Source organism: Hydrogeniiclostridium mannosilyticum, from assembly GCF_003268275.1.
Lineage (GTDB): Bacteria > Bacillota > Clostridia > Oscillospirales > Acutalibacteraceae > Hydrogeniiclostridium > Hydrogeniiclostridium mannosilyticum.
The window spans coordinates 131,270-156,484 of the sequence record NZ_QLYR01000005.1 but is presented as its reverse complement, the minus strand read 5'-3'; the positions used below and the strand labels follow the sequence as shown (position 1 = coordinate 156,484).

Annotated in this window: 28 protein-coding genes; 27 read left to right on the top strand and 1 reads right to left on the bottom strand. The window is 49.8% G+C overall.

What is annotated here, in order from left to right; genetic code table 11:
• Positions 1-57 precede the first annotated feature (57 nt).
• From xylB to DPQ25_RS09250, 5 genes are all read left to right on the top strand, one after another.
• Positions 58-1,581 carry a xylulokinase gene (gene xylB, locus DPQ25_RS09270; protein ID WP_112332887.1) on the top strand — a complete coding sequence of 508 codons (1,524 nt, stop codon included), beginning with the start codon at positions 58-60 and terminating at the stop codon, positions 1,579-1,581.
• Positions 1,582-1,596: 15 nt separating this feature from the next.
• A complete protein-coding gene (locus DPQ25_RS09265) occupies positions 1,597-2,223 on the top strand; it encodes a DUF4867 family protein (RefSeq protein ID WP_112332886.1) in 627 nt (208 codons plus the stop codon).
• Positions 2,224-2,243: 20 nt separating this feature from the next.
• Positions 2,244-3,728, top strand: a complete 1,485-nt coding sequence (locus DPQ25_RS09260) for an L-fucose/L-arabinose isomerase family protein (RefSeq protein WP_207657304.1) — start codon at positions 2,244-2,246, stop codon at positions 3,726-3,728.
• Between the two features lie 227 nt (positions 3,729-3,955).
• Positions 3,956-5,257, top strand: a complete 1,302-nt coding sequence (locus tag DPQ25_RS09255; protein WP_112332885.1) for a phenylacetate--CoA ligase family protein — start codon at positions 3,956-3,958, stop codon at positions 5,255-5,257.
• A 21-nt stretch (positions 5,258-5,278) separates the two neighbouring features.
• Positions 5,279-5,719 (top strand): ACT domain-containing protein, encoded by a 441-nt coding sequence (locus tag DPQ25_RS09250; protein WP_112332884.1) that lies wholly within the window; start codon positions 5,279-5,281, stop codon positions 5,717-5,719.
• Positions 5,720-5,912: 193 nt separating this feature from the next.
• Here DPQ25_RS09250 and rpmB read toward each other — a convergent pair whose 3' ends face one another.
• Complete coding sequence (gene rpmB / locus DPQ25_RS09245; RefSeq protein WP_112332883.1) at positions 5,913-6,101, bottom strand: 50S ribosomal protein L28; 189 nt, start codon at positions 6,099-6,101, stop codon at positions 5,913-5,915.
• 204 nt (positions 6,102-6,305) lie between these two features.
• On the opposite strand from rpmB, the gene DPQ25_RS09240 reads away from it, so the two are divergent.
• The 22 genes from DPQ25_RS09240 (at position 6,306) to DPQ25_RS09135 (ending at position 25,202) form a co-directional block, all read left to right on the top strand.
• Positions 6,306-7,001 (top strand): site-2 protease family protein, encoded by a 696-nt coding sequence (locus tag DPQ25_RS09240; protein ID WP_112332882.1) that lies wholly within the window; start codon positions 6,306-6,308, stop codon positions 6,999-7,001.
• 16 nt (positions 7,002-7,017) lie between these two features.
• Complete coding sequence (locus DPQ25_RS09235; RefSeq protein WP_112332881.1) at positions 7,018-7,761, top strand: segregation and condensation protein A; 744 nt, start codon at positions 7,018-7,020, stop codon at positions 7,759-7,761.
• On the top strand, positions 7,731-8,279 hold the full coding sequence (scpB, locus tag DPQ25_RS09230) for an SMC-Scp complex subunit ScpB (RefSeq protein ID WP_112332880.1): 549 nt from the start codon (positions 7,731-7,733) through the stop codon (positions 8,277-8,279). Before DPQ25_RS09235 ends, scpB begins: the two co-directional genes overlap by 31 nt.
• Before the next feature lie 17 nt (positions 8,280-8,296).
• Positions 8,297-8,899 (top strand): DUF2953 domain-containing protein, encoded by a 603-nt coding sequence (locus DPQ25_RS09225; RefSeq protein WP_112332879.1) that lies wholly within the window; start codon positions 8,297-8,299, stop codon positions 8,897-8,899.
• A gap of 64 nt (positions 8,900-8,963) precedes the next feature.
• Positions 8,964-9,395, top strand: a complete 432-nt coding sequence (gene ytfJ / locus DPQ25_RS09220; protein WP_112332878.1) for a GerW family sporulation protein — start codon at positions 8,964-8,966, stop codon at positions 9,393-9,395.
• Positions 9,396-9,475: 80 nt separating this feature from the next.
• Positions 9,476-10,615 carry a D-alanyl-D-alanine carboxypeptidase family protein gene (locus tag DPQ25_RS09215; RefSeq protein WP_112332877.1) on the top strand — a complete coding sequence of 380 codons (1,140 nt, stop codon included), beginning with the start codon at positions 9,476-9,478 and terminating at the stop codon, positions 10,613-10,615.
• 64 nt (positions 10,616-10,679) lie between these two features.
• Positions 10,680-11,525, top strand: a complete 846-nt coding sequence (locus DPQ25_RS09210) for a pseudouridine synthase (protein ID WP_112332876.1) — start codon at positions 10,680-10,682, stop codon at positions 11,523-11,525.
• Positions 11,446-11,832, top strand: a complete 387-nt coding sequence (locus DPQ25_RS14530; RefSeq protein WP_146740544.1) for a hypothetical protein — start codon at positions 11,446-11,448, stop codon at positions 11,830-11,832. Before DPQ25_RS09210 ends, DPQ25_RS14530 begins: the two co-directional genes overlap by 80 nt.
• A gap of 108 nt (positions 11,833-11,940) precedes the next feature.
• Positions 11,941-13,284, top strand: a complete 1,344-nt coding sequence (locus tag DPQ25_RS09200) for a carboxyl transferase domain-containing protein (protein ID WP_112332874.1) — start codon at positions 11,941-11,943, stop codon at positions 13,282-13,284.
• A gap of 45 nt (positions 13,285-13,329) precedes the next feature.
• Positions 13,330-13,722 carry a biotin/lipoyl-containing protein gene (locus DPQ25_RS09195; protein WP_112332873.1) on the top strand — a complete coding sequence of 131 codons (393 nt, stop codon included), beginning with the start codon at positions 13,330-13,332 and terminating at the stop codon, positions 13,720-13,722.
• Positions 13,723-13,769: 47 nt separating this feature from the next.
• On the top strand, positions 13,770-15,170 hold the full coding sequence (locus DPQ25_RS09190; protein ID WP_112332872.1) for an oxaloacetate decarboxylase subunit alpha: 1,401 nt from the start codon (positions 13,770-13,772) through the stop codon (positions 15,168-15,170).
• A 191-nt stretch (positions 15,171-15,361) separates the two neighbouring features.
• A complete protein-coding gene (locus DPQ25_RS09185) occupies positions 15,362-16,240 on the top strand; it encodes a YicC/YloC family endoribonuclease (RefSeq protein ID WP_112332871.1) in 879 nt (292 codons plus the stop codon).
• Positions 16,241-16,273: 33 nt separating this feature from the next.
• On the top strand, positions 16,274-16,552 hold the full coding sequence (remA, locus tag DPQ25_RS09180) for an extracellular matrix/biofilm regulator RemA (RefSeq protein WP_112332870.1): 279 nt from the start codon (positions 16,274-16,276) through the stop codon (positions 16,550-16,552).
• On the top strand, positions 16,542-17,153 hold the full coding sequence (gene gmk / locus DPQ25_RS09175) for a guanylate kinase (RefSeq protein ID WP_112332869.1): 612 nt from the start codon (positions 16,542-16,544) through the stop codon (positions 17,151-17,153). Before remA ends, gmk begins: the two co-directional genes overlap by 11 nt.
• A complete protein-coding gene (rpoZ, locus tag DPQ25_RS09170) occupies positions 17,147-17,374 on the top strand; it encodes a DNA-directed RNA polymerase subunit omega (RefSeq protein WP_112332868.1) in 228 nt (75 codons plus the stop codon). The genes gmk and rpoZ overlap by 7 nt, the downstream gene beginning before the upstream one ends.
• 15 nt (positions 17,375-17,389) lie before the next feature.
• A complete protein-coding gene (priA, locus tag DPQ25_RS09165) occupies positions 17,390-19,837 on the top strand; it encodes a primosomal protein N' (RefSeq protein ID WP_112332867.1) in 2,448 nt (815 codons plus the stop codon).
• A gap of 22 nt (positions 19,838-19,859) precedes the next feature.
• Positions 19,860-20,336: a peptide deformylase gene (def, locus tag DPQ25_RS09160; protein WP_112332866.1), complete on the top strand. Its 477-nt coding sequence runs from the start codon at positions 19,860-19,862 to the stop codon at positions 20,334-20,336.
• A complete protein-coding gene (gene fmt, locus DPQ25_RS09155; RefSeq protein WP_112332865.1) occupies positions 20,336-21,262 on the top strand; it encodes a methionyl-tRNA formyltransferase in 927 nt (308 codons plus the stop codon). The genes def and fmt overlap by 1 nt, the downstream gene beginning before the upstream one ends.
• A gap of 2 nt (positions 21,263-21,264) precedes the next feature.
• Positions 21,265-21,966, top strand: a complete 702-nt coding sequence (locus DPQ25_RS09150) for a zinc metallopeptidase (RefSeq protein WP_112332864.1) — start codon at positions 21,265-21,267, stop codon at positions 21,964-21,966.
• A gap of 2 nt (positions 21,967-21,968) precedes the next feature.
• Positions 21,969-23,309, top strand: a complete 1,341-nt coding sequence (gene rsmB / locus DPQ25_RS09145; protein WP_242978278.1) for a 16S rRNA (cytosine(967)-C(5))-methyltransferase RsmB — start codon at positions 21,969-21,971, stop codon at positions 23,307-23,309.
• Positions 23,310-23,410: 101 nt separating this feature from the next.
• A complete protein-coding gene (rlmN, locus tag DPQ25_RS09140; protein WP_177576967.1) occupies positions 23,411-24,490 on the top strand; it encodes a 23S rRNA (adenine(2503)-C(2))-methyltransferase RlmN in 1,080 nt (359 codons plus the stop codon).
• Complete coding sequence (locus DPQ25_RS09135; protein WP_177576965.1) at positions 24,474-25,202, top strand: Stp1/IreP family PP2C-type Ser/Thr phosphatase; 729 nt, start codon at positions 24,474-24,476, stop codon at positions 25,200-25,202. Before rlmN ends, DPQ25_RS09135 begins: the two co-directional genes overlap by 17 nt.
• The last annotated feature ends 13 nt before the right edge of the window (positions 25,203-25,215 follow it).

Below are 25,215 nucleotides of genomic sequence, written 5' to 3'. Positions count from 1 at the left end.
TGATTAAAGAAGCATTTTTATAAGACTGATATTTTGGGCACATAGAGGTGGGATGTTGTGAATTATTTGATTGGTATTGATTTGGGAACATCGGGAACCAAAACGGTCCTGTTTAATGAAAACGGTGAGGCTATCGCTTCCGCCACACAGGAGTATCCGCTTTACCAGCCGCAAAACGGGTGGGCTGAGCAGGATCCGGCGGATTGGTGGAATGCAGTTGTCTCGACGCTCCAAGCAGTTATAGTAAAAAGCGGGGTGGCTGTGGAGGCCATTGCGGGCATCGGCATTTCAGGGCAGATGCACGGTTTGGTTATGCTGGACCAAGAGGGAAATGTTTTACGCAAAAGTATTTTGTGGTGTGACGGGCGTACCGGGGAAGAATGCCGGGAGATTACGGAGCGCGTGGGCAGGGATCGGTTGATTCAAATTACCGCTAACCCGGCTTTAACGGGCTTTACCGCATCTAAAATTCTGTGGGTGAGAAAACATGAACCGGAGCTTTATGCCCGGTGCCGTCATATTCTGCTTCCTAAGGATTACATCCGTTACCAGCTGACAGGTGTTTTTGCTACCGATGTGTCGGATGCCTCCGGCATGAACCTGATGGACATTCCTAAACGCTGCTGGAGCGAAGAGCTCCTGAAAAGCCTGGAGATCGACCCCGATCTCTTGGCGCCGGTTTATGAATCCTGTGCTGTTACCGGCACGGTCACAAAAGCTGCCGCGAAGCTGACTGGCCTGGCTGCCGGTATCCCTGTGGCCGGTGGCGCCGGTGACAATGCAGCCGCGGCCGTTGGAACCGGTGTGGTGGAAGAAGGAAAAGCATTTACAACCATTGGGACTTCCGGCGTTATTTTCGCCCATTCCAACCAGGTAACTATTGACCCGCAGGGGCGTGTACATACTTTTTGCGCAGCGGTTCCGGGGGCATGGACAGTAATGAGCTGCACTTTGGCTGCGGGGCTGTCACTTAAATGGCTGCGGGATCAATTTTTCCGTGAAGAGATCTATACCGCGCAGGGCATGGGTGTAGACCCGTATATGCTGATGGACCAGCAGGCGGCGCGGGTACCTCTTGGCGCGAACAGGCTGTTGTACCTGCCCTATCTAATGGGCGAGCGCTCACCTTTGCTGGATGAGAACAGCCGGGGCGTCTTTTTCGGCCTCTCGGCGATCCACAGCAAATACGATATGCTTCGAGCAGTGATGGAGGGCGTCGTCTATTCTCAGCGGGATTGTCTGGATGTTCTGCGCGGGATGGGGGTCGCACCTAATCAAATGCTGGCTTGCGGCGGCGGCAGCCGCAGCGCTTTTTGGCGCCAGATGCTCGCCGACGTATATGGCTGTCCGGTTCAGACGACGGTTTCCAGCGAGGGTCCGGCCCTGGGCGTGGCAATCCTGGCAGGAGTCGGTGCGGGTGTTTATCCATCAGTTGAGGAAGCCTGCCGCCGTGTGATTCGGACCAACCCGCCCCAGCAGCCGGATGCCGAAAAAAGCAGGCAATATGAACCGTTTTACCAGTTGTACCGTTCCTTATATCCAGCATTAAAGGAAAATTTTTATAAATTATCGAAGCTTTGAGGAGGTCGAGCAGTGATGAACATTCAATCCGTTTTTGATCCAGCATTTTCACAATATGGCAAAATCGTAACGGGTTATGATTTCACGGAACTTCTTTCCGTGCTGAAAAAAACAGGGGAACAGCCCTCAGAAGGAACCGTTTATGTTCCCGGAGATGCGGCCTTGGAAAGCCTCGCGGTTTTTCGGGAGCTGTCTCAGCGCTTTTACGGCGGCATGCCGGCCCAACTTGGTTATTGCAACGGCAATAACCATCTGTTGAACTGTCTGGAGTACCACCGGGACAGTGAGCTGAATATTGCTGCGGACGATGTGATCTTGTTGGTAGCGCCCCTGCAAAAGCTTAAAGGGGGAAAACTCGATACCGCAGAGGTAGAAGCCTTTTCTGTGCCGGCGGGGACTGCGGTGCAGTTTTATGAAACGACGTTGCATTATGCGCCCTGCACGGCAGCCGGAAAGTCCGGATTCCGTGTGGCAGTACTGCTGCCACACGGGACAAATACCGTTAAGCCTGAGATCGAGGTGCAAAATGAGGAGGATCGCCTGCTTTGGGCCTGTAATAAATGGCTCGTCGCTCATCCGGATTCCGATGAGGCAAAGCAAGGCGCGTTCGTAGGCCTCTATGGTGAAAATATTAAAATTTAATGGATAAGGAGCTATATATCATGAAAAACATTCCTGACGTAAAACTAGGGGTTATCGCCGTTTCTCGGGACTGCTTCGTTATCTCCCTGTCAGAACGCCGCCGCCAGGCGGTTGTTGAGGCGTACGCGTCCCGCGGCCGGCAGATTTATGAGTGTAAAATCACCGTTGAAAACGAAAAAGATGCCATGAGGGCCATCGAGGATGTCAAGGCGGCAGGCTGTAATGCGCTGTTGGTTTTTCTAGGTAATTTTGGACCGGAAACACCGGAAACCCTGATTGCAAAATATTTCTCAGGCCCCGTGCTTTATGCAGCCGCTGCGGAAGAAAGCGGAGACGATTTAATTAACGGACGCGGCGATGCCTACTGCGGCATGCTGAACTGTTCGTATAACCTCGGCCTGCGGAAGCTGAAGGCAGTCATCCCGGAATACCCCGTGGGGACACCGGAAGAAATTTGCGATATGCTCGACGATTTTGTCCCGGTAGCGCGTGCGATCATTGGCTTGTCCTCCCTGAAAATCATCACTTTCGGCCCGCGTCCCCAGGATTTCTTCGCCTGTAATGCGCCGATCAAGGGCCTGTATGAGCTCGGGGTTGAAATCCAGGAAAATTCCGAGCTGGATCTGCTGGTGGCCTATAAGGCGCACGCCGGGGATGAACGCATTCCCGATGTTGTAGCGGATATGGCTGCGGAATTGGGCCATAAAGGCAATCAATACCCCAGCCTATTGCCGCGTATGGCGCAATTTGAGCTCACATTGCTGGATTGGGCGGAGGAGAATAGGGGCGCCCGTCAGTATGTGGTATTTGCCGATAAGTGCTGGCCGGCTTTCCCGAAAGAATTTGGCTTTGAGCCCTGCTATGTAAACAGCCGTCTCGCAGCGAAAGGGATTCCCGTTGCCTGTGAGGTGGATATTTACGGCGCACTCAGCGAATATATTGGAACTTGCATTACCGGGAGCCCGGTAACCCTGCTGGATATTAACAACTCCGTGCCCGCCGACCTGTTCCGCCAGGAAATCGAAGGGAAGTTCAACTACACCCTGAAGGATACCTTTATGGCTTTCCATTGTGGAAATACCCCGCTGTGCTGTCTGAGAGAGGGCGCCATTAAATTCCAGCTGATTCAAAACCGTCTGCTTGAAAATGGCGGTGAACCGGATTTCACCCGCGGCACACTGGAGGGCGACATCGCTTCAGGCGACATTACGTTTTTCCGCCTGCAATCCACCGCGGAGGGAGCTTTGCGGGCGTATATCGCGCAGGGTGAGGTTCTTCCTGTGGCGACCCGTTCCTTTGGCGGCATCGGAGTATTCGCCATTCCTGAAATGGGGCGTTTCTACCGGCATGTGCTTATTTCAAAGCGTTACCCGCACCATGGCGCCGTGGCCTTCGGTCATGTCGGCAGGGCGTTGTATACGCTGTTTGATTATCTGGGGATTCCAGAAGTGGATTTTAATCAACCTAAAAGCATGCTGTACAGGGACGAAAACCCATTTGCCTGATATTAAAATAGGCCCCCGGCATAGTGGGGGCCTATTTTATGCGCAATATCTAAAATAGCAGAATAACCCGGCAAAAGTGATAAAAGATGAATTTTTTATTTACGTTTCCTAATCCGATGTGATATAATATGCTTAAATTTTAGGCAAATTCTTTTGGCATTCATAAAATCATTGTAACGTGAACATAGAGGGAAAAGCGAAAATCAGATTAAGGAAAGGGTTTTATCATGCAGAACTATTATCAACCAGAAATCGAATGCGCCTCACAGGATCAGATTAAGTCTTGGCAGAGCGAACGGCTTGTCAAAACTGTTGAGCATGTTTATGCACATGTGCCGTATTACAAAAGGCTCATGGATGAGAAGGGGGTTCAGCCGGGAGACATCCGTTCTGTAGCGGATCTGCACAAGCTGCCGTTTTTGACCAAGGATGACCTGCGGGAAGCATACCCGTTCGGGCTGCTTGCCGTTCCCCAGCAGGATGCAGTGCGCATTCAGTCTACCAGCGGAACAACCGGGCGCAGGGTCGTCGCCTTTTATACCCAACATGACCTTGATCTGTGGGAGGATTGCTGCGCGCGCGCAATTGTGGCAGCAGGAGGCACAAGGGATGATGTTGTGCACGTTTCCTATGGGTATGGACTTTTTACCGGCGGAGCGGGCCTGCACGGCGGGTCACATAAGGTGGGCTCCCTGACGCTGCCAATGTCTTCCGGAAACACCGACCGCCAGATCCAGTTCATGTGCGATCTGGGCTCCACCATTCTGTGCTGTACCCCTTCCTACGCCGCTTATCTGGGTGAAACCATCTGTGAACGCGGGCTTCAGGATCAAATTAAACTGAAGGCCGGTATTTTCGGTGCGGAGGCCTGGAGTGAGGAGATGCGCCAGGATATTCAGAACAAGCTGCATATTAAGGCCTATGATATTTATGGTTTGACAGAGATATCAGGTCCCGGTGTTTCCTTCGAATGCAGCGAACAAACCGGGATGCATGTCAACGAGGATCACTTCATTGCCGAAATCATCGACCCGGTGACCGGAGAGGTTTTGCCGGAAGGGGAGAAGGGCGAGCTTGTTTTCACCTGCATCACAAAGGAAGCCTTCCCGTTGCTGCGTTACCGGACACGCGACATCTGTGTGTTAAACCGTAAAAAGTGCTCCTGCGGCAGGACGCATGTAAAAATGTCCAAACCAATGGGCCGCAGCGACGACATGCTGATTGTCAAGGGCGTTAATGTATTCCCGTCCCAGATAGAAACGGTTCTGCTCAATAAGGGGTACCCGGCGAATTATCAAATTGTTGTCAGCCGTGAAAATAACAGTGACCAGCTGGATGTCCAGGTGGAAATGACCCCGGAGATGTTCTCCGACACGGTCAAACAGGTTGCCAACCGTGAAAAAGAGCTGGTGGAGTCCATGAAGGCTATGCTGGGCATCTACGCAAAGGTTCAGCTTGTTGCGCCAAAGAGCATTACCAGAAGCGAGGGGAAGGCTGTCCGCGTTATTGATAAGCGCAATCTTTACTAAATAATTTAGGGGGAAGAGAGCATGACAGTTAAGCAGATTTCCGTATTTCTAGAAAACCGTGCCGGGCGCCTGGCCGAATTTACAAAGGTCCTGCGGGAAAACGGCATAGATATGAGGGCGCTTTCTATTGCTGAAACCCCAGATTTCGGCATCCTGCGTATTATTGTAGACGACTCTTACCAAACGGCATGCCTCCTGAAGGATGCAGGTTATATTTTTTCTATCACTCCGGTGCTGGCAGCAGCTATTTCCGACCACGCCGGCGGACTGTATGATATTCTTCATATCCTTGGTGAAAATGGAATTAATCTGGAGTACACCTATGCCTTTACCGCCAGGCAGAAGGATTTGGCGTATATGATCTTCCGGGTTGAAGATAACGAAAAGGCCATTGAAGTGCTGACGAGGAACAACATCAAGCTGATTTGCCAGGATGAGCTGCACGATTTATTTCGCCAATAAAGCACTGAAACGGGAAAAGAAAATAAAAATATAACAGAGTTCAGGACCGCCGCCAGAGTACGGTGGTCCTTGTGTTTATAAATATTTATGCTGGGAATGAAGATAGGGAAGGCTGGCAATACTTTTTAAGAAAATAAAAAACAAGCCGGAAAAACCAGCTTGTTTTTATCAAAATCTTAAATTTTGACCTTTATTAGACAGCCCTGGTAACCTTACCGGAACGAAGGCAACGGGTGCAGGCATAAATACGCTTCGGACTCCCGTTAACAATCGCTTTCACACGTTTAACATTGGGCTTCCAAGCTCTGTTAGAACGCCTATGAGAATGCGAAACTCTAATGCCAAAAACAATCTCCTTGCCGCAAATATCACACTTTGCCATGTATCTGCACCTCCTTTAAAAGGCTGATTTTTCAATAATTGCAACGTTTATATTCTAGCAGACTTATCCCATAAATGCAAGTTTTTTTTATCTGTAAGCCGAATTAATCTTTTCGTCATACTTCTGAACTTGTATTTTAATGGGGAATGTACTATAATATTTTAACCATTACTTTTATAAAAAATGAGGAAAGGTGCTCGTTTTATGCTGATATACGCGTTTCGCTCTCTCTTTGCGGGGCAAGGACTTGATATCGCAAGCCTGATTATGCAGCTGCTGGCTGTTTTTGTTATTATTTTTCTGGTTTTGCCTCTTCATGAGTTTGCACATGGACTAATCGCTTATAAGTTGGGGGACCGTACGGCGAAAAATCAGGGGCGCCTCACATTAAACCCCATGGCCAGCCTGGACCCAATGGGCTCGCTGATGATCCTTCTTTTTGGTATCGGCTGGGCGCGCCCTGTTCCGATTAACCCCTCTAATTTTAAGAAGCCAAAACGCGACATGGCCTTTACTGCGCTGGCCGGCCCAGTCAGCAACCTGCTGGCAGCCTTGGTTGGGGCCCTGTTGCTCAATGTTGTCCTGCTCACCTTGGGTTCACTCAACGCTTCGTTTATTCAGGCGCTTTTAATTTTCTTCGAATATTTCGTTTCTATTAATGTTATGCTTGCGGTCTTTAATCTGCTGCCAATTCCCCCGCTGGACGGCTCGAGAATTGTGTCTGCATTTTTGTCCGACCGCGCGGCCTATAAATATTATCAATATCAAAATTATATCACCATGGCCTTGTTTTTTTTACTGCTGCTAGGTGTATTGGACACCCCGCTCTATTTTCTTAGAAGCATAGTGGGGAATGGGATTTATTGGCTGGCCCGCCTGCCTTTTATGGCTTTTCTATAAATAGGGAGAAATCTCTATGGAAAAGCTATCCTATAAGCTCTCAGAGTTTGAAGGGCCGCTGGATCTTTTGCTGTTTTTGCTGAGCAAGAATAAGGTCAATATTTGCGACATTTCCATAACGGAGCTCTTGGATCAGTATATGGATCATATCCACAGCATGCAGGAGCAAGATATGGATATTTCCAGTGAATTTCTGGAGATGGCCTCCCGTCTTGTTTATATGAAGACCATGTTTTTATTGCCAAAGCACGAAGAGGCTGAACAGCTGCGTAAAGAGCTGGAAGGCGAGCTAATGGAGTATCAGGATTGTAAAAAGCTTGCCGCGGAGCTAGAAAACCGTTTTACATTTAATGCTTTTGTCCGCCCGCCCGAACAGATTGAGGCGGATCAAACCTATCGCCGCTTTCATGACCCAATGGAGCTGCTGGAGGCTTACCGGGCAGCGTTAGGTAAAAAAAAGCGTAAGCTCCCGCCTGCACCGGAGGCGTTTTCCGGCATTGTAAGCCACCGGATTGTCTCGGTAGCCTCGCGGATTGTTGCTATTTTGCGGCGCCTGCGCCGAAATCAGGAATTGCCTTATCAGGCGCTGTTTGAAGAAAAAAAGGACAAGTCCGATTTAGTAGCGACCTTTCTTGCCATACTTGAATTGATAAAGGGTAAGCGGGTTCGGGTTGAAAAAAGCGATGACGGCCGTGATGTGATCGAGTTGACGGATGGGGGGCAGCATAGGTGGAGATCAGAAAAATCCGTGGAGCCATAGAGGCCATTTTATTCTCAAGCGGCGACCCGGTTTCACTGGATCGCATTGCCCAGGTTCTGGAGCTGGATAAAGCTACGGCTGAAAAGCTGGCACAAAGCGCTATGGATCAATTTAATGTTGATGACGGCGGCCTGCGCATTGTTCGCCTGGGAAACAATTACCAAATGTGTACCAATCATGAATACGCTGAGCTGATTCGGCAGGCTTTGGATTTGCGGAGAAATACACCGCTTTCACAGGCTGGTATGGAGGTTTTGGCCATAGTCGCCTACAATCAGCCTGTTACAAAAGCCTTTGTGGATCAGGTACGTGGCGTTGACTGCTCTGGGGTCATCGGCAGTCTGACAGCAAAGGGGTTGCTGGAGGAAAAAGGAAGGCTTGAGCTGCCGGGACGCCCGCTTTTATATGGAACAACACCGGATTTTTTGCGCTGCATGGGGCTTTCCTCTCTTGATGAGCTGCCGCGTCTACCGGAGAGCGATAGCGACACAGAGAGAGGCGAGCACAGTCAGGATTAAAAGGCAGGAGGGGTTTTATGACTGTTATTATTGTTTTAGGCATGATTCTGGCAGTCATAACCTTGTTGCTGATATCTTTTGTTCATGTGGAGATCGTGTTTACTGACCAGCTTCTATTGACAATACGGTATCTTTTTATCAATTATCGTGTTTTTCCCCCTCAAGAACAAAAAAAGAAGCGGCAAAAGACAACGCCGCCTGAAAAAAAAGAGAAGGAACCGGAGGATAAATCCGGAAAGCTCAAGGAATTACTAAAGGGAAGGGGGCTGTCCGGGCTGCTGAGCCTGTTGGGCGGGCTCTCAAGGCTGGCGGCAAGCAGTGCCAAAAGGCTTTTTTCTCATTTGATTATCGGACGCTTTTTCCTTTCTGTTCGGGTGGCCGGCGAAGATGCCGCCGAGACGGCGGTTACCTATGGAAGGGTGTGCGCAGCCGCCTATCCTGCTGTGAGCATTTTAGTGCAGGCAGCCAGGTGTAAAAGATATGAGGCGCATATTTTTCCGGATTTTAACGAGAAGAAGACGGAGATTTGCTTGCAGAGCAGGGCGCGTATCCGGCTTGTTTTTCTTATGTGGATTGGCCTGTCCACATTGATACAGGGTGTCAAAATTTTAAAGACATAAAAACGCCTGGAGATTCCACGGCTGTTTTTTAATAATGAAAGTAAAAAGTAAGGGGTGTTATTTGATGAGCGACCATCCAATTGAAGGCTTAATGGGTACGACTCTTGAGAAGATAAAGCAAATGGTGGATATTAACACCATTATCGGGGATCCGATCACCTCGCCCGATGGGACTGTTATCATTCCGGTCTCTAAAATCAGCTATGGTTTTGCTTCGGGGGGATCTGATTTTCCTACCAAGACACAAGCGGAGAAAACCTTTTTCGGCGGCGGCGCCGGTGCGGGAGTCTCCATTAACCCCGTAGCTTTTATTACAATTTGCAACGGCAATGTCAAGCTGTTGCAGATAGACCCTTATAACAGCTCCGCGGACCGGATTGTCGGAATGGTTCCGGAAGTGGTCGATACCATAAGCGGATTATTCAGTAAAAAAAAGGACAACAAGGATGAACCGGCAGAGGCTGAATCCGTTACGCTGAAGGACCCTCAGCTATAAGTTTATTCCTTTAAACCAGACTATTTATACAACCACCTGCATAAGCTTAGAGCGGGCAGGTGGTTGTTTTGTTAAGTAGAATGGTTCAAAAATTTACAGCGCTAATTCTTCTGTTTACAGCTCTATTCGCTTCTTTTCCAGCTGTTGCGCATGCCGAAGAGAAGTTGCCTTCCGTGTCGGCGAAATCAGCTATTTTAATCAACGCGGACACAGGAGCGGTTCTGTACGCCAAAAATGAGAAGGAACGCCTTCCAATGGCCAGTACGACAAAGATTATGACAGCTTTGATAGCGTTGGAAACAGCGGCGCTGGATGACCGCTGTGTAACAATTACTGATGAGATGGTCCGCGTGGAAGGGTCTTCTATGGGGCTGCAGGCGGGGGACCAGCTGTCTCTCACATCGCTGGCTGCCGGGATGCTGGTTGTTTCCGGCAATGACGCGGCAAATTCCGTTGCAATTGCCATCAGTGGCTCCAAAGAAGATTTTGCTGAGAAAATGAACCGGCGGGCAAAGGATATCGGCATGAATGATACCCATTTTGTAACCCCTTCCGGCCTGGATGACGAGGCGCATTATTCAACAGCTTACGATATGGCGCTGCTGGCTACTATAGCGCTGGCAAATCCTGATTTTGCGGAGATTGTAAAGGAAAAGAAGTATACAATCCCTTACATATCGCCCGAGCAAAGCAGACGTTTCAGCAATCATAACCGGCTTTTATCCATGTATGAGGGCTGCATCGGCGTGAAGACAGGCTTTACAAAAAAATCGGGGCGCTGCCTGGTTTCTGCCGCCGAGCGGGACGGGATACGCCTGGTAGCGGTCACCCTGAACGCCCCGGATGACTGGAATGACCATCAGACGATGTTTAACTATGGCTTCAGTATTTTGGAAAGCGTTGCGCTGGATGACTCCGGCTGTACCTTTGCAATACCGGCTGTTGGCGCGGTGGAGCAAACGCTAACGGTAAAAGGCGCCCAGGGGAATACACTGAGCTTGACCAGGGAGGATGCCGCCGCGCTTACCCGTACGGTTGAATTGCCGCGCTTTTTCTACGCTCCGGTCAAGGACGGTGCCCGTGTCGGACAGATTACATACCGTTTAAAAGGAGAAGTAGTTGCAACAACCGACCTGATCGCCGCATCCAGCTTGACCCCCGTACTCCATGAAAAAAGTTTGTGGGAGAAAATCGTGGACTATTTTAAAAGCTTGTTATAAAATAAGCATAGATGAAGTGCAGCGGAGGCGTGAGCCATCCGCTGAGATAAAAAGGATGAATAAAATGGAAAAAGAAATGCGGTTACAAAAAATGCTGGCGGAATGCGGAGTAGCCTCCCGCCGGAAAGCGGAAGAGCTGATCACGGAGGGCGTGGTTTCTGTCAACGGCCACCCGGCGGAGCTTGGGCAAAAGGTGAACCCTAAAAAAGACAGGGTCACCGTACATGGGGAATTGGTAAAATACACAACCGATCACGTTTACCTTATGCTGCACAAGCCACGCGGCATCGTCACGACAATGAGTGATGAAATGAACCGCCGCTGTGTTGCGGAGCTGGTACAGGACATCCCGGAAAGAGTCTATCCTGTTGGCAGGCTTGACCGTGATTCAGAGGGATTGCTGCTGATGACAAATGACGGCGCCTTTGCCAATGCTTTGATGCATCCAGCCCATCATGTGCCGAAGGTTTACCGTGTTACGGTCCGGCCGGGAATTACGGAGGATCAGCTGACACAGATGACGGTCGGCGTTCTACTGGACGGCAGAATGACCGCGCCGGCTAAGGTCCGGGTGTTGAGCCAGGAACAGGGCCGTGCCGTGCTGGAGTACACGCTTTATGAGGGGCGCAACCGGGAAATCCGCAGGGTCTGCGAGCTGGTCGGCCTTGAGGTCGCAAGGCTGAAACGGACGGCTGTCGGGTCTGTCCGTCTGGGAATGCTGCAGCCGGGCCAGTGGCGGAGCTTGACTGCCGAGGAAGTAAGGGCGCTGAAGGCAGAGGCGCAAAAGGACAAGCGTTCAATAAAAACCGTAGAAAGGGAGGACGGAAGGCATGGTCACAATACTGCCGCTCAAAGGGGAAGAAAGAGCAGCTTTTCAAAAAAAGCATCCACTGATCGCAGAAGAAGATGAGGTTCTCTGGCTTCGAGACGGAACGGAGGACATTGGTTTTGAAACCGTCTCCTGTTCTGAAGGTATTGTCAGCATCCTATCCATGCAGTTCTTTGCCGGCGATGCTTCAACGGTTACAGCGGAACATAACTGGGCCGTCGATGCCCTCATGCGTGCGGCGGTTTCCTACGGGGTCAACCACGGCGCCGCATATGCAGCCAGCCGGGTTCCTGAGATCAAAGAGCTTCTGAGACAGCGCGGTTTTCAAGAAAAAGATGGGCAAATGGTCATAGAGGCTTCCAGAATCGTAAAAATATGTAAAGATTGATGCCTTTTTTTGAATAATGCTTGTCTTTGCATTTAGAATATATTATAATAAACTCTGATTTCGGTGATTTTTAATTGAATGGATTCAAACATATAAGGAGGTATTCACATGGGTAACGTCAGCGCGGAATCCCGTAGCGAAATACAGGCAACAAAAGGCTATCGTCGAATCGTGGATTTGCTGGACGAGGGAACTTTTAATGAAATTGACGGTCTTGCACGGTCGGGTGACGGTTTTGCCGAAGTTGTCACGGGATACGGCATGATTGATGATTGCCCCGTTTACGCATTTTCACAAAACAGCGATGTTTGTGGCGGCGCCATGAGTAAGGCGCAGGCGAATAAGATCAAAAAGATTTACGCTCTTGCGGTAAAGACGGGTGCGCCGGTGATCGGCATCTATGATTCTGCCGGCGGAAAGCTGGCGGAAGGAGCCGATATCCTGGCGGCATACGGAGATATTTTAAGAGACAGCAACAACTTATCCGGTGTTGTTCCGCAGATTTCGGTAATACTGGGCCCCTGCGTCGGCACGCTGGCGATGGTGGCCTCTGCTGCCGATTTTCTCATTATGGATAAAAAGGCGGAGCTGACGATTCATACCGATGGCAGCGAGGCTTCGGTGGAATGTGCTTCCAAGGCAGGCATTTGCAGCCTGGCGGTAGAAAATGAATCGGAAGCTTTGGCAATGGCACGGGATCTGATCTCTTTATTGCCGTCCAATAATCTGAGCGGCGTTCCTGTGGCAGATCTATCCGCTCCGGTAGTACCCGCCGCAATGGGCGCTGCAGACGACATGGCAGCTGTCTTTGGAGCGGTAGCGGATGAGGGCGGTTACTGGGAGCTTTACCCGTCGTACGGTACAGCCGCCATGGTAGCGCTTGCTCAGGTGTCCGGTGCGACAGTGGGCTTGGTGGGCTTTAACGGTGTTCTTGACAGCGCGTCCTGCTCCAAGGGCGCGAGGTTTGTCCGCTTCTGCGATGCGTTCTCCATTCCGGTGGTTAGCTTTGTTAACGCCTCTGAATTTGCTTCTTTGCGTGAGGCGGTGAAGCTCAGTACCTCTTATGCGGAGGCGACCACTGCTAAAATTACAGTTATTACGGGCAGCGCTTATGGTCCGGTATACATCGCATTGGCCGGGCGTGGAGCGAATGCCGATTACACCATGGCTTGGTCGGATGCTGTTGTTTCTGCAATGGCCCCGGCTGCCGCCGCTTTATTCCTGGAGAGCGAAGCCCTGAAGGGCGCCGAAAACCCGGTGGAGGCCCGTAAAAAACTTATTGCCGATTACACCGCACAAGAGGCTAACGCGCTTAAAGCCGCTGCTCAGGGTGCCATTGAGGATGTCATTCAGCCGGAGGAGACTAGAAGCCGCCTGATTGCCAACCTGGCAATGCTTTCCAGCAAGCGGGTTACGACTCTGCCCAAGAAGCATGGAAACATCCAATTATAAATTCAGTCTGTGATTTTGCTGAAAATAAATTAGGGGGATTTTCTTATGAAAAATCTTAAAATTACTGTAAATGGCACAACCTATGATGTTCAAGTAGAAGAAACAGGTGCAAGCGCTCCTGCCGCTCCCGCTGTAGCGGCGGCCCCTGCTGCTCCGGCTGCGGCTGCTCCCGCCGCGCCCGCGCCGGCTCCTGAGAAGAAGGCTGCAGCAGCTCCTGCCGCCGGTGCGGAGGTTGTTTCCTGCCCGATGCCCGGTACCATTGTTTCTGTCAACGTCAGCGCCGGCCAGGCCGTCAAAAAGGGCGATGTGCTCGTTGTACTGGAAGCCATGAAGATGGAAAACGAAATTATGGCGCCGCATGATGCTACGGTTGCCGCGGTGCATGTCAATAAAGGAGACAGCGTTGATTCCGGTACAGGCTTGGTATCTCTCCAGTAAGCATAGCGGATTAACATCGATGAAATTGATAGAAGGAGAGAGGAAAATTGGCTAAAAAAATTGGGATTACGGAAACCGTTCTGCGCGATGCCCATCAGTCGTTGATTGCCACACGCATGCCGATTGATGACATGCTTCCTATTTTGGATAAAATGGACAAGGTCGGGTTTCACTCATTGGAATGCTGGGGCGGGGCTACCTTTGATGCCTGCCTTCGGTTTCTGAACGAGGATCCGTGGGACCGCCTGCGGGTTATTCGTGAAAAGTGCCCCAACACTAAGCTGCAAATGCTGTTCCGCGGCCAAAACATGCTGGGGTACCGCCATTATGCAGACGATGTTGTCGAATATTTCGTTCAGCGTTCTGTTGCCAACGGCATTGATATTATCCGTATTTTTGATGCGCTGAACGATATTAAAAACCTGAATACAGCAATCAAGGCCGCAAAGAAGGAAAAGGCCCATGTACAGGTTGCCATTTCTTATACCACCGGTCCGGTCTTTACCAACGAGTACTATGTGGATTACGCAAAGAGAATCGAAGAGACGGGTGCAGATTCCATCTGCATCAAGGATATGGCGGCTCTGCTTACCCCTTATGAGACATATAACCTTGTAAAGGCTTTAAAGGAAGCTGTGTCTATTCCGATTCAGCTCCATACCCACTATACCTCCGGCTTAGCCTCCATGTGCCTGCTCAAGGGCATCGAGGCTGGTGTCGATGTCGTTGACACCGCTATGTCGCCGCTCGCGCTGGGAACTTCCCATGCCCCGACGGAGTCTATTGTCGCAGCTCTGAAGGGAACAGAGTATGACACAGGCCTTGATTTGGTTCTGCTCAATGAAATCAGAGAATACTTTATGACGCTGCGCAAGAAATATATTGACAGCGGGCTGCTTGACCAAAGCATGCTGGCAACCAACACTAAAGCGTTGGTCTACCAGGTACCGGGCGGCATGCTCAGCAATCTGCTTTCGCAGCTGAAGCAAGCTGGTAAGGCTGATAAACTCGAAGAGGTTCTACAGGAGGTTCCGCGGGTTCGTCAGGACTCCGGGTACCCACCATTGGTTACGCCAACGTCTCAGATTGTGGGCACCCAGGCTGTGTTTAACGTTATCAATGGCGAACGCTACAAGATGTGCACAAATGAATTTAAGGGGCTGGTTTCCGGTAAATATGGTACGACGCCTGTGCCGATCGATCCGGAGTTTGCCAAAAAAATCAATGGCGGCGAGGAGATTATTACCTGCCGTCCTGCCGATTTACTGGAGCCTGAGCTGGAATCCCTTAAAAAGGAATGTGCCGAGTGGATTGAGCAAGAGGAGGACGTTCTCTCCTATGCACAATTCCCCAAGGTGGCGCTTGACTTCTTTAAAAAGCGCAGAGATGCAAAATATGGCATTGACGGCAAACATGGCGACGCCGAAAAGCAGATTCATCCGGTCTGACGGAGCTGTGCTTGAAGCTTTGAAATGAACGCATAAAAGAATGGAGCAGGAAGCAGTAAGCTGCCGCCTGCTTTTTCTTTTTATGCTTGGAAATGCCGGTTTTGGTTGACAATGCCACTGCAAAGCTGTTAATATATTTGATATGGATTCATTTTGGAATCCATTATTAAACAGAAAATGAGATGATACCCTTGGTTCGAAGCATGACTGGCTTTGGAAGATATGAGAACGCTGTCAACGGCTATCATATTATCGCGGAAATCCGTTCAGTGAACCACCGCTATTTTGAGTATTCCTCTCGCATCACCAGGAGCTACAGCTTTTTGGATGACAAGGTCAAGGCTTATTTAAAGGAATATATTTCCAGGGGAAAGGTAGATGTTTTCCTCTCCATCGATGCGTTGGAGGACCCCGAAACAAAAATAGAGTTGAACCATTCCCTTGCTTCAGGCTATGTAAAAGCTCTGCGGGAGCTTGCTGGCAGCTACGGCCTGCAAGACGATGTCACCGTTAGTACGCTTGCCCGTTATCCTGATATTTTCATGATTCATAAGTCACCGGAGGATGAGGATATTGTTTGGGCGGCTGTCTCGGTAGCGCTGGAAAAAGCTTTGCGCCCATTCCTTGAAATGCGCAGGGAAGAGGGAAAACGCATGAAGGCGGATGTGCTGCAGCGTGCACAGGCGATTATGCAGATCGTTGCGCAAATAGAGGACCGCTCTCCACAGACAGTGGCCGAGTACCGCGAGAAATTACTGATCCATTTGAAAGAAGTGTTGGCCGACACACAAATTGAGCAGCAGCGGGTTTTGACTGAAGCAGCCATCTTTGCGGATAAGGTGGCTGTAGCAGAGGAAACTGTTCGCCTGCGCAGCCATTATGAGCAGTTTTGTTCCTTTCTTGAGGCTGATGAAGCTGTAGGAAGAAAATTGGACTTTATTGTGCAGGAGATGAACCGCGAAACTAATACTATCGGTTCAAAGGCCCAAGATGCCGCTGTTGCCCATATGGTGGTGGACATGAAGGCGGAGCTTGAAAAGATCCGGGAACAAATCCAAAATATTGAGTAAACCAAAGATAGATGTAGCAAGAAGGAGAAAGAAATGAAACTGATCAATATTGGTTTTGGCAACATGGTTTCCGCCAACCGTTTGGTGGCTATCGTAAGTCCTGAATCCGCTCCGATTAAGCGGATTATTCAGGACGCCAAGGAGCGTGGCTCACTAATCGATGCGACCTATGGACGCCGCACGCGTGCCGTTATTGTAACGGACAGCGACCATGTCATCCTTTCTGCCGTTCAGCCGGAGACGGTGGCTAACCGCTTGAATGAGCGGGATGACGACCTGGAAGATGAGGAGCTGGAAGAAGATGACGAATGATGGTTTGCTGATTGTTTTTTCCGGCCCTTCCGGCGCGGGAAAGGATACGGTTCTGCAAAAACTGTTGGAGAGCGACCCAAACCTTCGTCTTTCGGTTTCCGCCACTACAAGAATGCCGCGCCCAGGCGAAATAGACGGTACTCATTATCACTTTTTATCTGAAGCCTCCTTTCAGGAACTCATCACAAAAGATCAGGTGCTTGAATACGCTCAGTATTGCGGAAATTTTTATGGAACACCCCTGGCGCCCATTCAAAAATGGAACGAAATGGGGAATGATGTAATTCTGGAGATCGAAATTCAAGGCGGGGCTCAGGTGATGAGAAAAAGGCCTGACTGTGTGGGAATCTTTATTCTGCCGCCTTCTCTCGAAGTTTTAGAGCATCGCCTGAGAAAGCGCGGTACGGAAAGCGAGGAGGCCATACAAAAGAGACTCGCCGCCGCAAAAGATGAGATTCAAAAGGCCGCCGATTATGATTATGTTGTTATCAATGATGATTTAGCGGATGCCGTCCAGGCAGTAGCTGAAATTATCCATGCTGAAAAACGCAAAACCACTAGAAATCAGGATTTGATTGAAAGGATGATATCACCATGCTGAAGCCATCTGCAGATTTGAAAATTGACGCCTCTGTCAGCCGTTACGCACTTGTTGTTGCCGTTGCAAAAAGAGCGCGTGAAATTACCTCTGAAATGGAAAATTCGGGCCAGATCTACCAGGAAAAGCCGGTTGATCTCGCTGTTCGAGAATTTATGACTTATCCATATAAGCTGGTTGTTTGTACAAATGAAGATTCCGCCTCGACGGATGACCTGCAATAAACCCGGGGTACACGAATGGTTACTGTAGCAAAGGTGGCCGTCAAAAATACAGTATATCATTTCGACAAACCATTTGACTATTTGGTCCCTGACCAGCTTTTAGGGCGAAATCTGATTGGCTGCCGTGTAAAAGTTCCGTTTGGAACAGCGAATACGGAACGAATCGGTATGGTAATGGCCTGCGAAACGGTCGAACCAACAGCTCCCATTAAGTCGATTGCTGCGGTGCTGGATAAAGCACCGCTTCTTTCAGATGAAGGGATAGCCCTTGTCTCATGGATGAAGCAGCGGTATTTCTGCACCTATTTTGACGCTATCGGCTTATTGCTGCCGACCGGTATTAATTTAAAGCTGACTGTCCGTTTTTCTTTTCATGCCACTCCTGGCAATTGTGACCTCGGCGCGCTTACAGCTGAAGAAAAAAAAGTGGTTGCCTATTTAATGGGCCGGAAAAAGGCACAGGATAAGGAGGCCATTCTGAAAGCGCTGGCTTTGCCTGAACAATCGCTCATCTTGGAGGAGCTGGCGCAAAAGGGGTATTTAAAGCGGCAGAATACTACGGTTCGCCAAATAGGCGATGCTACGCAAAGAATGGCCCGCTTAAAAGAGGAGGGCCCGGTATGCAAACTGACGGTGAAGCAACAAGCCGTTTACGACCTGCTGAGTGAAAGCGGCCCTGCCTCCGTCAAAGAGGTCTGCTACTTCTCCGGCACAACACCGGCAGTAGTAAATACGTTGGCCGCCAAGGGTGTTTTAGAGCTGTATGAGGAAGAGATAGACCGTAATCCCTATGTAAATGCGGAGTCGCTACGTCAGGAGCAAAAAATTGTCCTTTCTCAGGAGCAGCAGACGGCATTTGACCGGATGTACAGTCTTTATCGGGAACGGGCCGGTGCTGTTTCTTTGCTCTATGGTGTTACGGGAAGCGGAAAAACCTCGGTTTTTCTTCGGCTGATCGACCAGGTACAGGCGGAGGGGGACGGCGTCATTGTAATGGTCCCTGAGATCTCGCTTACGCCCCAGATGGTTTTTCTGTTTCACTGCCGGTACGGCAAGAATGTAGCGGTTTTCCACAGCGGGCTGACGCTTGCTGAACGCCTGGATGAGTGGAAGCGGGTACGGCGGGGAGAAGCGACCATTGCTGTCGGCACAAGATCTGCTGTTTTTGCGCCTCTGGATAATATTGGCTTAATCATTATGGATGAGGAACAGGAGGGTACCTATAAATCGGAATCCGCACCGCGTTACCATGCGCGTGATATTGCTAAGTTCCGCTGTTCCTACCATAAAGCACTGCTGGTTTTGGCATCAGCAACCCCCTCTGTTGAGTCATTTTACAATGCCCTACACAATAAATATCAGCTGAACCGTCTTTCGACAAGATATGGACAAGCCGAGCTGCCGGATGTCAAAATTGTAGATATGAATAACGAGGTTGAAACCGGCAACACAACCGCTGTCAGCCGTACGCTTTACCAGGCGCTGCATGAAAACCTCGCGGCTCGCAGGCAGTCTATCATCCTGCTCAACCGTCGCGGTTACCATACTTTTGTTTCCTGCCGCAGCTGCGGATATGTAGTCACATGCCCTAACTGCAGCATCTCAATGACCTATCATGCCGCTAATAAGCGCCTGATGTGCCATTACTGCGGTTATTCCGCGCCTTTTCAAACGGAGTGCCCGCAGTGCCACTCCAACAAAGTAAAATATGCTGGTGCGGGGACGCAGCGCGCCGAGGAGCAAATTCAGGAGCTTTTTCCAGCTGCGCGTATTTTAAGGCTGGATGCAGATACCACGATGTCTAAAACCGATTATGAAACCAAACTGGGCGCCTTTTCGAGAAAGGAATACGACCTCATGATCGGTACTCAAATGGTAGCAAAAGGCTTGGATTTTGAGAATGTTACCTTGGTGGGCGTACTGTCTGCGGACCAGGAGCTTTATTCCGATGATTATAGGAGCTACGAACGGACCTTTTCGCTGCTTACTCAGGTTGTCGGCCGTTCGGGCAGAGGGCGTTACAAAGGGACGGCTATTATTCAAACCTTTACACCTGAAAATGCCATTATTCATTTGGCCGCACAGCAGAATTACGACCATTTTTATGAAAATGAGATCCTGCTCCGACAGACCATGCTATACCCGCCTTTTTCCGATATTTGCCTGGTGGGCTTTGTCGGGGTAAGCGCCAGTAAAGTAGAAAAAGGAGCCCACGTTTTTTTAGCGGCGCTGGCTGCGGCTATGAAAGGGACGTTTTCTGATCAGCCTCTGCGGGTATTGCAGCCGACGCAGGCTTCTGTCTTTAAAGTCAATCAAAAATACCGCTATAAATTAATTATCAAATGCCGTAACAGCGTGCGGTTTCGTTCAATGGTCGACCAGCTATTGAAAAATTTTCTGGCAGATCGGCGCAACACAGGTGTGAGTATCTTTATCGATATGAATCCGGATATGATTATGTAACGAATCAGAAAGGGATGTTAACATGGCAATACGCAATATTGTATTGGATGGGGACGAAATTCTGGAGAAGGTCTGCCGTCCGGTAGAGAAGTTTGACGAGAAATTGGCCATTCTGCTGGATGACATGGCTGAAACAATGTATAATGCCGACGGTGTTGGCCTGGCGGCGCCTCAGGTAGGTTTGCTTCGGCGGGCTGTGGTTATTGATACCGGCGACGGCGACCTGCTGGAGTTGATAAATCCCGTTATTATGGAACAAAGCGGCGAACAGGAGTGCCTGGAGGGGTGCCTGTCCTTTCCCGGAGAGTACGGCATTACCAAGCGGCCTTTGCATATTAAGGTGCACGCCCAGGACCGCAATGGCGTTGAATTTGAATTTGAGGCCGACGAGCTCAAGGCTGACGTTTGCTGCCATGAAATCGACCATCTTGATGGAATCAATTTTAAAAAGCGTACGATTCGCATGTTAGATGAAAAAGAATTGGAGAAGTTGAAGTAATGCGTATTGTTTTTATGGGAACACCGGACTTCGCGGTACCCTCCCTGCAAAAGCTGATTGATTCCAAGCACGAAATCTGCGCGGTCTTTACGCAACCGGATAAGCCGAAGGGGAGAGGCTATGTTCTTACTCCGCCGCCGGTAAAGGAGCTGGCACTGAAGCATGGCCTTCCTGTCCACCAACCCGCTTCTTTAAAAACAGAGGAGGCTTATTCGCTCATAAGTACCTATAAACCGGATATGATAATTGTGGTGGCCTACGGTAAAATTCTGCCGGAAAGCCTCCTTCAGCTGCCGGCCTACGGATGTGTCAATGTGCATGGCTCGCTATTGCCGAAATATCGCGGCGCCGCACCAATACAATGGGCTGTGATCAATGGAGAGCCGGAGTCCGGCGTTACGACGATGCGGATGGCCAAGGGATTGGATACCGGCGATATCCTCCTGATGGAACGTACACCAATTGCAGAAAACGAAACCGCTGGGGAACTTTTCGACAGGCTCGCCTTAATGGGAGCCGATCTGCTGCTCAAGACGGTGGCTGGCCTGGAAGCTGGGTGCATCACGCCTGTTCCCCAAACAGGCGACTCCTGTTATGCCGCTCAGCTGAGCAAAGAGGACAGTGAAATTGATTGGTTCAGGCCGGCTCGGGAAATTCATAATCAAATTCGCGGCCTGAACCCATGGCCTATCGCCAGTACGAAATGGCATGGTAAAAAACTAAAGGTTTATCGCTCTGTATTGCTTCATTCCTCTAGTATGGCAAAGCCGGGGACTGCCGTAGACGATAACGGCTTGGTAGTTGCCTGTGGGGATCACCAGGCCCTTAAACTTCTGGAGGTTCAGTTTGAAGGGGGAAAACGTATGCAGGCAACAGATTTTCTCCGTGGGCATCCGTTTGAAAATAAAATTCAATTAGGAGAATAAGCATGGGATTTTATGGTTTTAACTACTATTCCTTTCTCTTTATGCTGCCTGCGCTCATTATTTCCCTTTATGCCCAGGCAAAGGTACAATCTACATTCCAGAAATTTTCCAGACTGTCCAGCCATGGGAATGTCACCGGCAGCGAGGCGGCACGCCAGGTTTTGCTGCGCGGTGGAGTAACAGACGTACAAATTACGACAATCGCAGGTAATTTAACCGATCATTTTGACCCCACGTCCAAGGTTATCAGGCTTTCACAGAATGTTTACGGCAGCAACAGCATCTCCGCGGTTGGGGTAGCCGCGCATGAAGCAGGCCATGCGCTTCAGTATGCTGAGGGGTATGTGCCTATTAAGCTCAGAGGTATTTTAGTGCCCATTACAAACCTTGGTTCGCGGCTTTCCATGCCGCTGATATTAATCGGGCTGTTGCTTCCGGTACAGTATGATTTTGTCGTCTACATCGGCATAGGACTGTACAGTCTGATGGTACTGTTTCAGCTTGTGACCCTGCCCGTTGAGTTTAACGCGAGCGCACGGGCCATCCGTGCATTGGGAGAATCCGGGATTTTATATGAGGAAGAGCTCAACGGCGCTAAAAAGGTGCTCAGCGCAGCGGCTATGACTTACCTTGCCGCCACTTTTACATCCCTGCTTTCTCTGCTGAGGCTTCTTCTGATAGCAGGAAACAGGAGGCGAAATTAATAATGGCAAAGATGGATGCCCGCGCAGTAGCCTTGGAAGCATTACTGCGAGTCGAAATGAATAAAAGCTATTCCAATATCGTTTTAAATAAACTGCTTCAGCAATATCAGCTTTCTGGGCGCGAGGCTTCTTTGGCTTCCGCCCTTTTTTATGGCGTGCTGGAGAAAAGAATTACATTGGATTATGTCATCAGTCAATTTTCAAAAATCAAGTGTAAAAAAATGTCAAACATCGTTTTAGAAATTTTGAGAATGGGCGTTTACCAGATTTTATTCATGGATAAAATTCCCGATTCTGCTGCCGTCAACGCGGCAGTCGACCTTTCAAAGCAGAAAAAAGTTGTAAAGGCATCTGGCTTTATTAATGCTGTTTTAAGAAATCTAATACGCGCACAGGATCACATCTGCTGGCCGGATCCACAGCAGGATCCGCTACTTTATTGGAGCGTTCTCTATTCATGCCCGTTATGGCTGGTACAACATTTTATAAGCGCCTATGGCAGGAATATAACAGAAAAAATCCTTGTAGCCTTAGAGGCGCATTCGCCTCTGTACATACGGGCAAACACAACGAAAGGATCCGTTGTTTCCATAGAGGAAGACTTAAACCAATTAAGTGTAAAGGCAAGTGGCGTTACAGCAGTGCCTGACGCGTTGTCCCTTACAAATTCCGGCGCCATCGAGCAAAATTTCTGCTACCAAAACGGGCTTTTCCATGTGCAGGATTTATCCTCTCAGCTTTGCTGCCTGCTTTTAGCTCCAAAAAGCGGAGAAACCATTGTGGATGTCTGTGCGGCCCCCGGCGGCAAGAGCTTTACGATGGCAGAACTCATGGAAAACCAGGGAAAAATATATGCCTTCGACCAATCGCCGGCTAAAGTCCGTTTGATAGAAGCAGGCGCCGAACGTTTGGGGCTTTCGATCATTCAAGCCGGGATCCGAGATGCCCAGCACGACCTGGAATTCGCGGTTCAGGCAGATCGTGTTTTGTGTGACGCTCCTTGCTCCGGATTGGGCATTATCCGGCGAAAACCGGAAATCCGCTATAAGGATAAAAATTTTTTGGCGGATTTTCCGGCCTTGCAATATGAGATCCTCTGTAATTCCGCACGTTTGGTCAAAAAAGGCGGGCTTTTATTTTATTCTACATGTACACTGAACCCGGAAGAGAACGGCGCGGTTGCCGAACGTTTTCTGCGGGAACACCCGGACTATGCCGCCGCCGGGTTGGATCTGCCCAAAGGCTGGCGGCGCGGCATAGAAGAGCCTGCTAACCAATGGACTTTATTTCCCTGTTTAAACGGGCCTGACGGCTTTTTTATGGCTGCCTTCCGCAGAAGCTAGAAGGCGCCGAATTTTTAATTTTATCTTAATTATCGTGTAAAAGTCTTTTTCTCTTCAGGGAATATATGGTATAATAGCAACAAACTGTTTGCTTTATTGTCATGGAAGGGAGCGGTGTTTTGTCTCGTCAGGATATAAAGTCAATGACATTGGAGGAACTGAAGAAAATATTTTTGCAGTTGAAACTGCCGGCCTTTCGAGCTTTGCAGGTTTATCAATGGCTTCACCAGAAAGCGGTTTCTTCCTTTGATGAGATGAAAAACCTTCCCAAGGGGCTGCGAGAGGTTTTGGCAGAGCAGTACGCCATTGCCTCTGCGGAAATTGTGCGCAAGCAGATTTCGCAGCAGGACGGAACGGTGAAATATTTGTTCCGGCTCGCTGACGGCGAGCTGGTTGAAGGCGTCCTGATGAAATACCATCACGGCTATTCGATGTGTATATCATCGCAGGCCGGCTGTAAAATGGGCTGCACATTCTGTGCAACAGGAAAAAGCGGTTTTTCCCGTAACCTGCTGCCTGCGGAGATTTTATCACAGGTGCAGTCGGCACAGATGGACGCGGGGGATCGGATTTCTAACCTCGTCCTGATGGGCATGGGGGAGCCGCTGGATAATTTTGAGAATGTTCTGCGTTTTTTGGAATTAGTTTCTTCTCCTGAGGGAATGAATATAGGGATGCGGCATATCTCTCTTTCAACCTGCGGTGTTGTCGATAAAATCTATGCCCTAGCCAACCGGAAGCTGCAATTAACGCTCTCTGTCTCACTGCATGCGCCTAACGACAGGCTGCGTGAACAAACGATGCCAATCAACCGCAGGTGGGGCGTAGAGGAGCTGCTGGAGGCATGCCGGTACTATACGCGGCAGACCGGGCGGCGTATTTCTTTTGAATATGCGATGATTCAGCATATGAATGACAGCGATGCCTGTGCTAAAGAGCTGGCCGGGCGGCTGCACGGTATGTTGTGCCATGTCAACCTTATTCCTGTCAACGATGTCACAGGAAATTCATATAAAAAAAGTGCGCCGGGGCGCCTTCAGAAATTTATTGATATTCTGGGGGAACGGGGTATTACCGCTACGGTACGCCGGACGCTGGGCTCGGATATCGACGCCTCGTGTGGGCAGCTTCGCCGCAGGGTAGAATTTGAGGAGGGACATCACATTGGAACTATACGGTAAGACGGATATCGGCTTAATCCGAAATACAAACCAGGATGCGTTTCGTTTCGGCAGCTTTGAGGATGGCGCCATTTGGATGGTGGTCTGCGATGGCATGGGCGGAGCCAATGGAGGGGATGTTGCCAGTGATATTGCGGTAAAGAGCGTTTCCTGCGAACTGGTTTCAGCCTATTGTGCCGGCATGGACACGGCGGCGCTGCAGGGCTTGCTCGCCTCTACCATCGGAAAGGCAAACGCCTCTATATTCGCGGCTTCACAGGAAAATAAAACGCTGCGCGGAATGGGGACCACCATTGTAGCAGCGGTTGTCGTCAATGGCTCCTATTATATTGCTTATGCTGGCGACAGCCGTGCTTACCTGGTTCGTCAGGGAATCAGCCGCCAGCTTACCACAGACCATTCCATGGTGCAGGAGATGGTGGACAACGGAGATCTGACCGAGCAGGAGGCCAAATTTCATCCTCATAAAAACATCATTACGCGTGTGCTTGGGGTAAACCCCGACATAAAAGTGGATTATCGAGAGGCTTGCCTGGAGTCCGGGGATATTTTGCTCCTATGTACGGACGGTTTGACAAATTATGTGGATGAAGAAATTATGGGAAGTGAGTGCGACGGAAAAACCTTAGAGGAATATTGCAACGCATTGATTGAATCCGCCAAAAACGGCGGCGGTGGAGACAACATCACCGTTGTAGCCATGAGATTTTAATGGAGGGAACAGA

What these genes read in the sequence shown, in the direction of transcription:
- DPQ25_RS09265 (WP_112332886.1), top strand. Translation starts at nt 1,597, where the DNA reads ATGAACATTCAATCCGTTTTTGATCCAGCATTTTCACAATATGGCAAA.
- DPQ25_RS09260 (WP_207657304.1), top strand. Translation starts at nt 2,244, where the DNA reads ATGAAAAACATTCCTGACGTAAAACTAGGGGTTATCGCCGTTTCTCGG.
- DPQ25_RS09255 (WP_112332885.1), top strand. Translation starts at nt 3,956, where the DNA reads ATGCAGAACTATTATCAACCAGAAATCGAATGCGCCTCACAGGATCAG.
- DPQ25_RS09250 (WP_112332884.1), top strand. Translation starts at nt 5,279, where the DNA reads ATGACAGTTAAGCAGATTTCCGTATTTCTAGAAAACCGTGCCGGGCGC.
- rpmB (WP_112332883.1), bottom strand. Translation starts at nt 6,101, where the DNA reads ATGGCAAAGTGTGATATTTGCGGCAAGGAGATTGTTTTTGGCATTAGA.
- DPQ25_RS09240 (WP_112332882.1), top strand. Translation starts at nt 6,306, where the DNA reads ATGCTGATATACGCGTTTCGCTCTCTCTTTGCGGGGCAAGGACTTGAT.
- DPQ25_RS09235 (WP_112332881.1), top strand. Translation starts at nt 7,018, where the DNA reads ATGGAAAAGCTATCCTATAAGCTCTCAGAGTTTGAAGGGCCGCTGGAT.
- DPQ25_RS09225 (WP_112332879.1), top strand. Translation starts at nt 8,297, where the DNA reads ATGACTGTTATTATTGTTTTAGGCATGATTCTGGCAGTCATAACCTTG.
- ytfJ (WP_112332878.1), top strand. Translation starts at nt 8,964, where the DNA reads ATGAGCGACCATCCAATTGAAGGCTTAATGGGTACGACTCTTGAGAAG.
- DPQ25_RS09215 (WP_112332877.1), top strand. Translation starts at nt 9,476, where the DNA reads ATGGTTCAAAAATTTACAGCGCTAATTCTTCTGTTTACAGCTCTATTC.
- DPQ25_RS09210 (WP_112332876.1), top strand. Translation starts at nt 10,680, where the DNA reads ATGGAAAAAGAAATGCGGTTACAAAAAATGCTGGCGGAATGCGGAGTA.
- DPQ25_RS14530 (WP_146740544.1), top strand. Translation starts at nt 11,446, where the DNA reads ATGGTCACAATACTGCCGCTCAAAGGGGAAGAAAGAGCAGCTTTTCAA.
- DPQ25_RS09200 (WP_112332874.1), top strand. Translation starts at nt 11,941, where the DNA reads ATGGGTAACGTCAGCGCGGAATCCCGTAGCGAAATACAGGCAACAAAA.
- DPQ25_RS09195 (WP_112332873.1), top strand. Translation starts at nt 13,330, where the DNA reads ATGAAAAATCTTAAAATTACTGTAAATGGCACAACCTATGATGTTCAA.
- remA (WP_112332870.1), top strand. Translation starts at nt 16,274, where the DNA reads ATGAAACTGATCAATATTGGTTTTGGCAACATGGTTTCCGCCAACCGT.
- gmk (WP_112332869.1), top strand. Translation starts at nt 16,542, where the DNA reads ATGACGAATGATGGTTTGCTGATTGTTTTTTCCGGCCCTTCCGGCGCG.
- rpoZ (WP_112332868.1), top strand. Translation starts at nt 17,147, where the DNA reads ATGCTGAAGCCATCTGCAGATTTGAAAATTGACGCCTCTGTCAGCCGT.
- priA (WP_112332867.1), top strand. Translation starts at nt 17,390, where the DNA reads ATGGTTACTGTAGCAAAGGTGGCCGTCAAAAATACAGTATATCATTTC.
- def (WP_112332866.1), top strand. Translation starts at nt 19,860, where the DNA reads ATGGCAATACGCAATATTGTATTGGATGGGGACGAAATTCTGGAGAAG.
- fmt (WP_112332865.1), top strand. Translation starts at nt 20,336, where the DNA reads ATGCGTATTGTTTTTATGGGAACACCGGACTTCGCGGTACCCTCCCTG.
- DPQ25_RS09150 (WP_112332864.1), top strand. Translation starts at nt 21,265, where the DNA reads ATGGGATTTTATGGTTTTAACTACTATTCCTTTCTCTTTATGCTGCCT.
- rsmB (WP_242978278.1), top strand. Translation starts at nt 21,969, where the DNA reads ATGGCAAAGATGGATGCCCGCGCAGTAGCCTTGGAAGCATTACTGCGA.
- rlmN (WP_177576967.1), top strand. Translation starts at nt 23,411, where the DNA reads ATGGAAGGGAGCGGTGTTTTGTCTCGTCAGGATATAAAGTCAATGACA.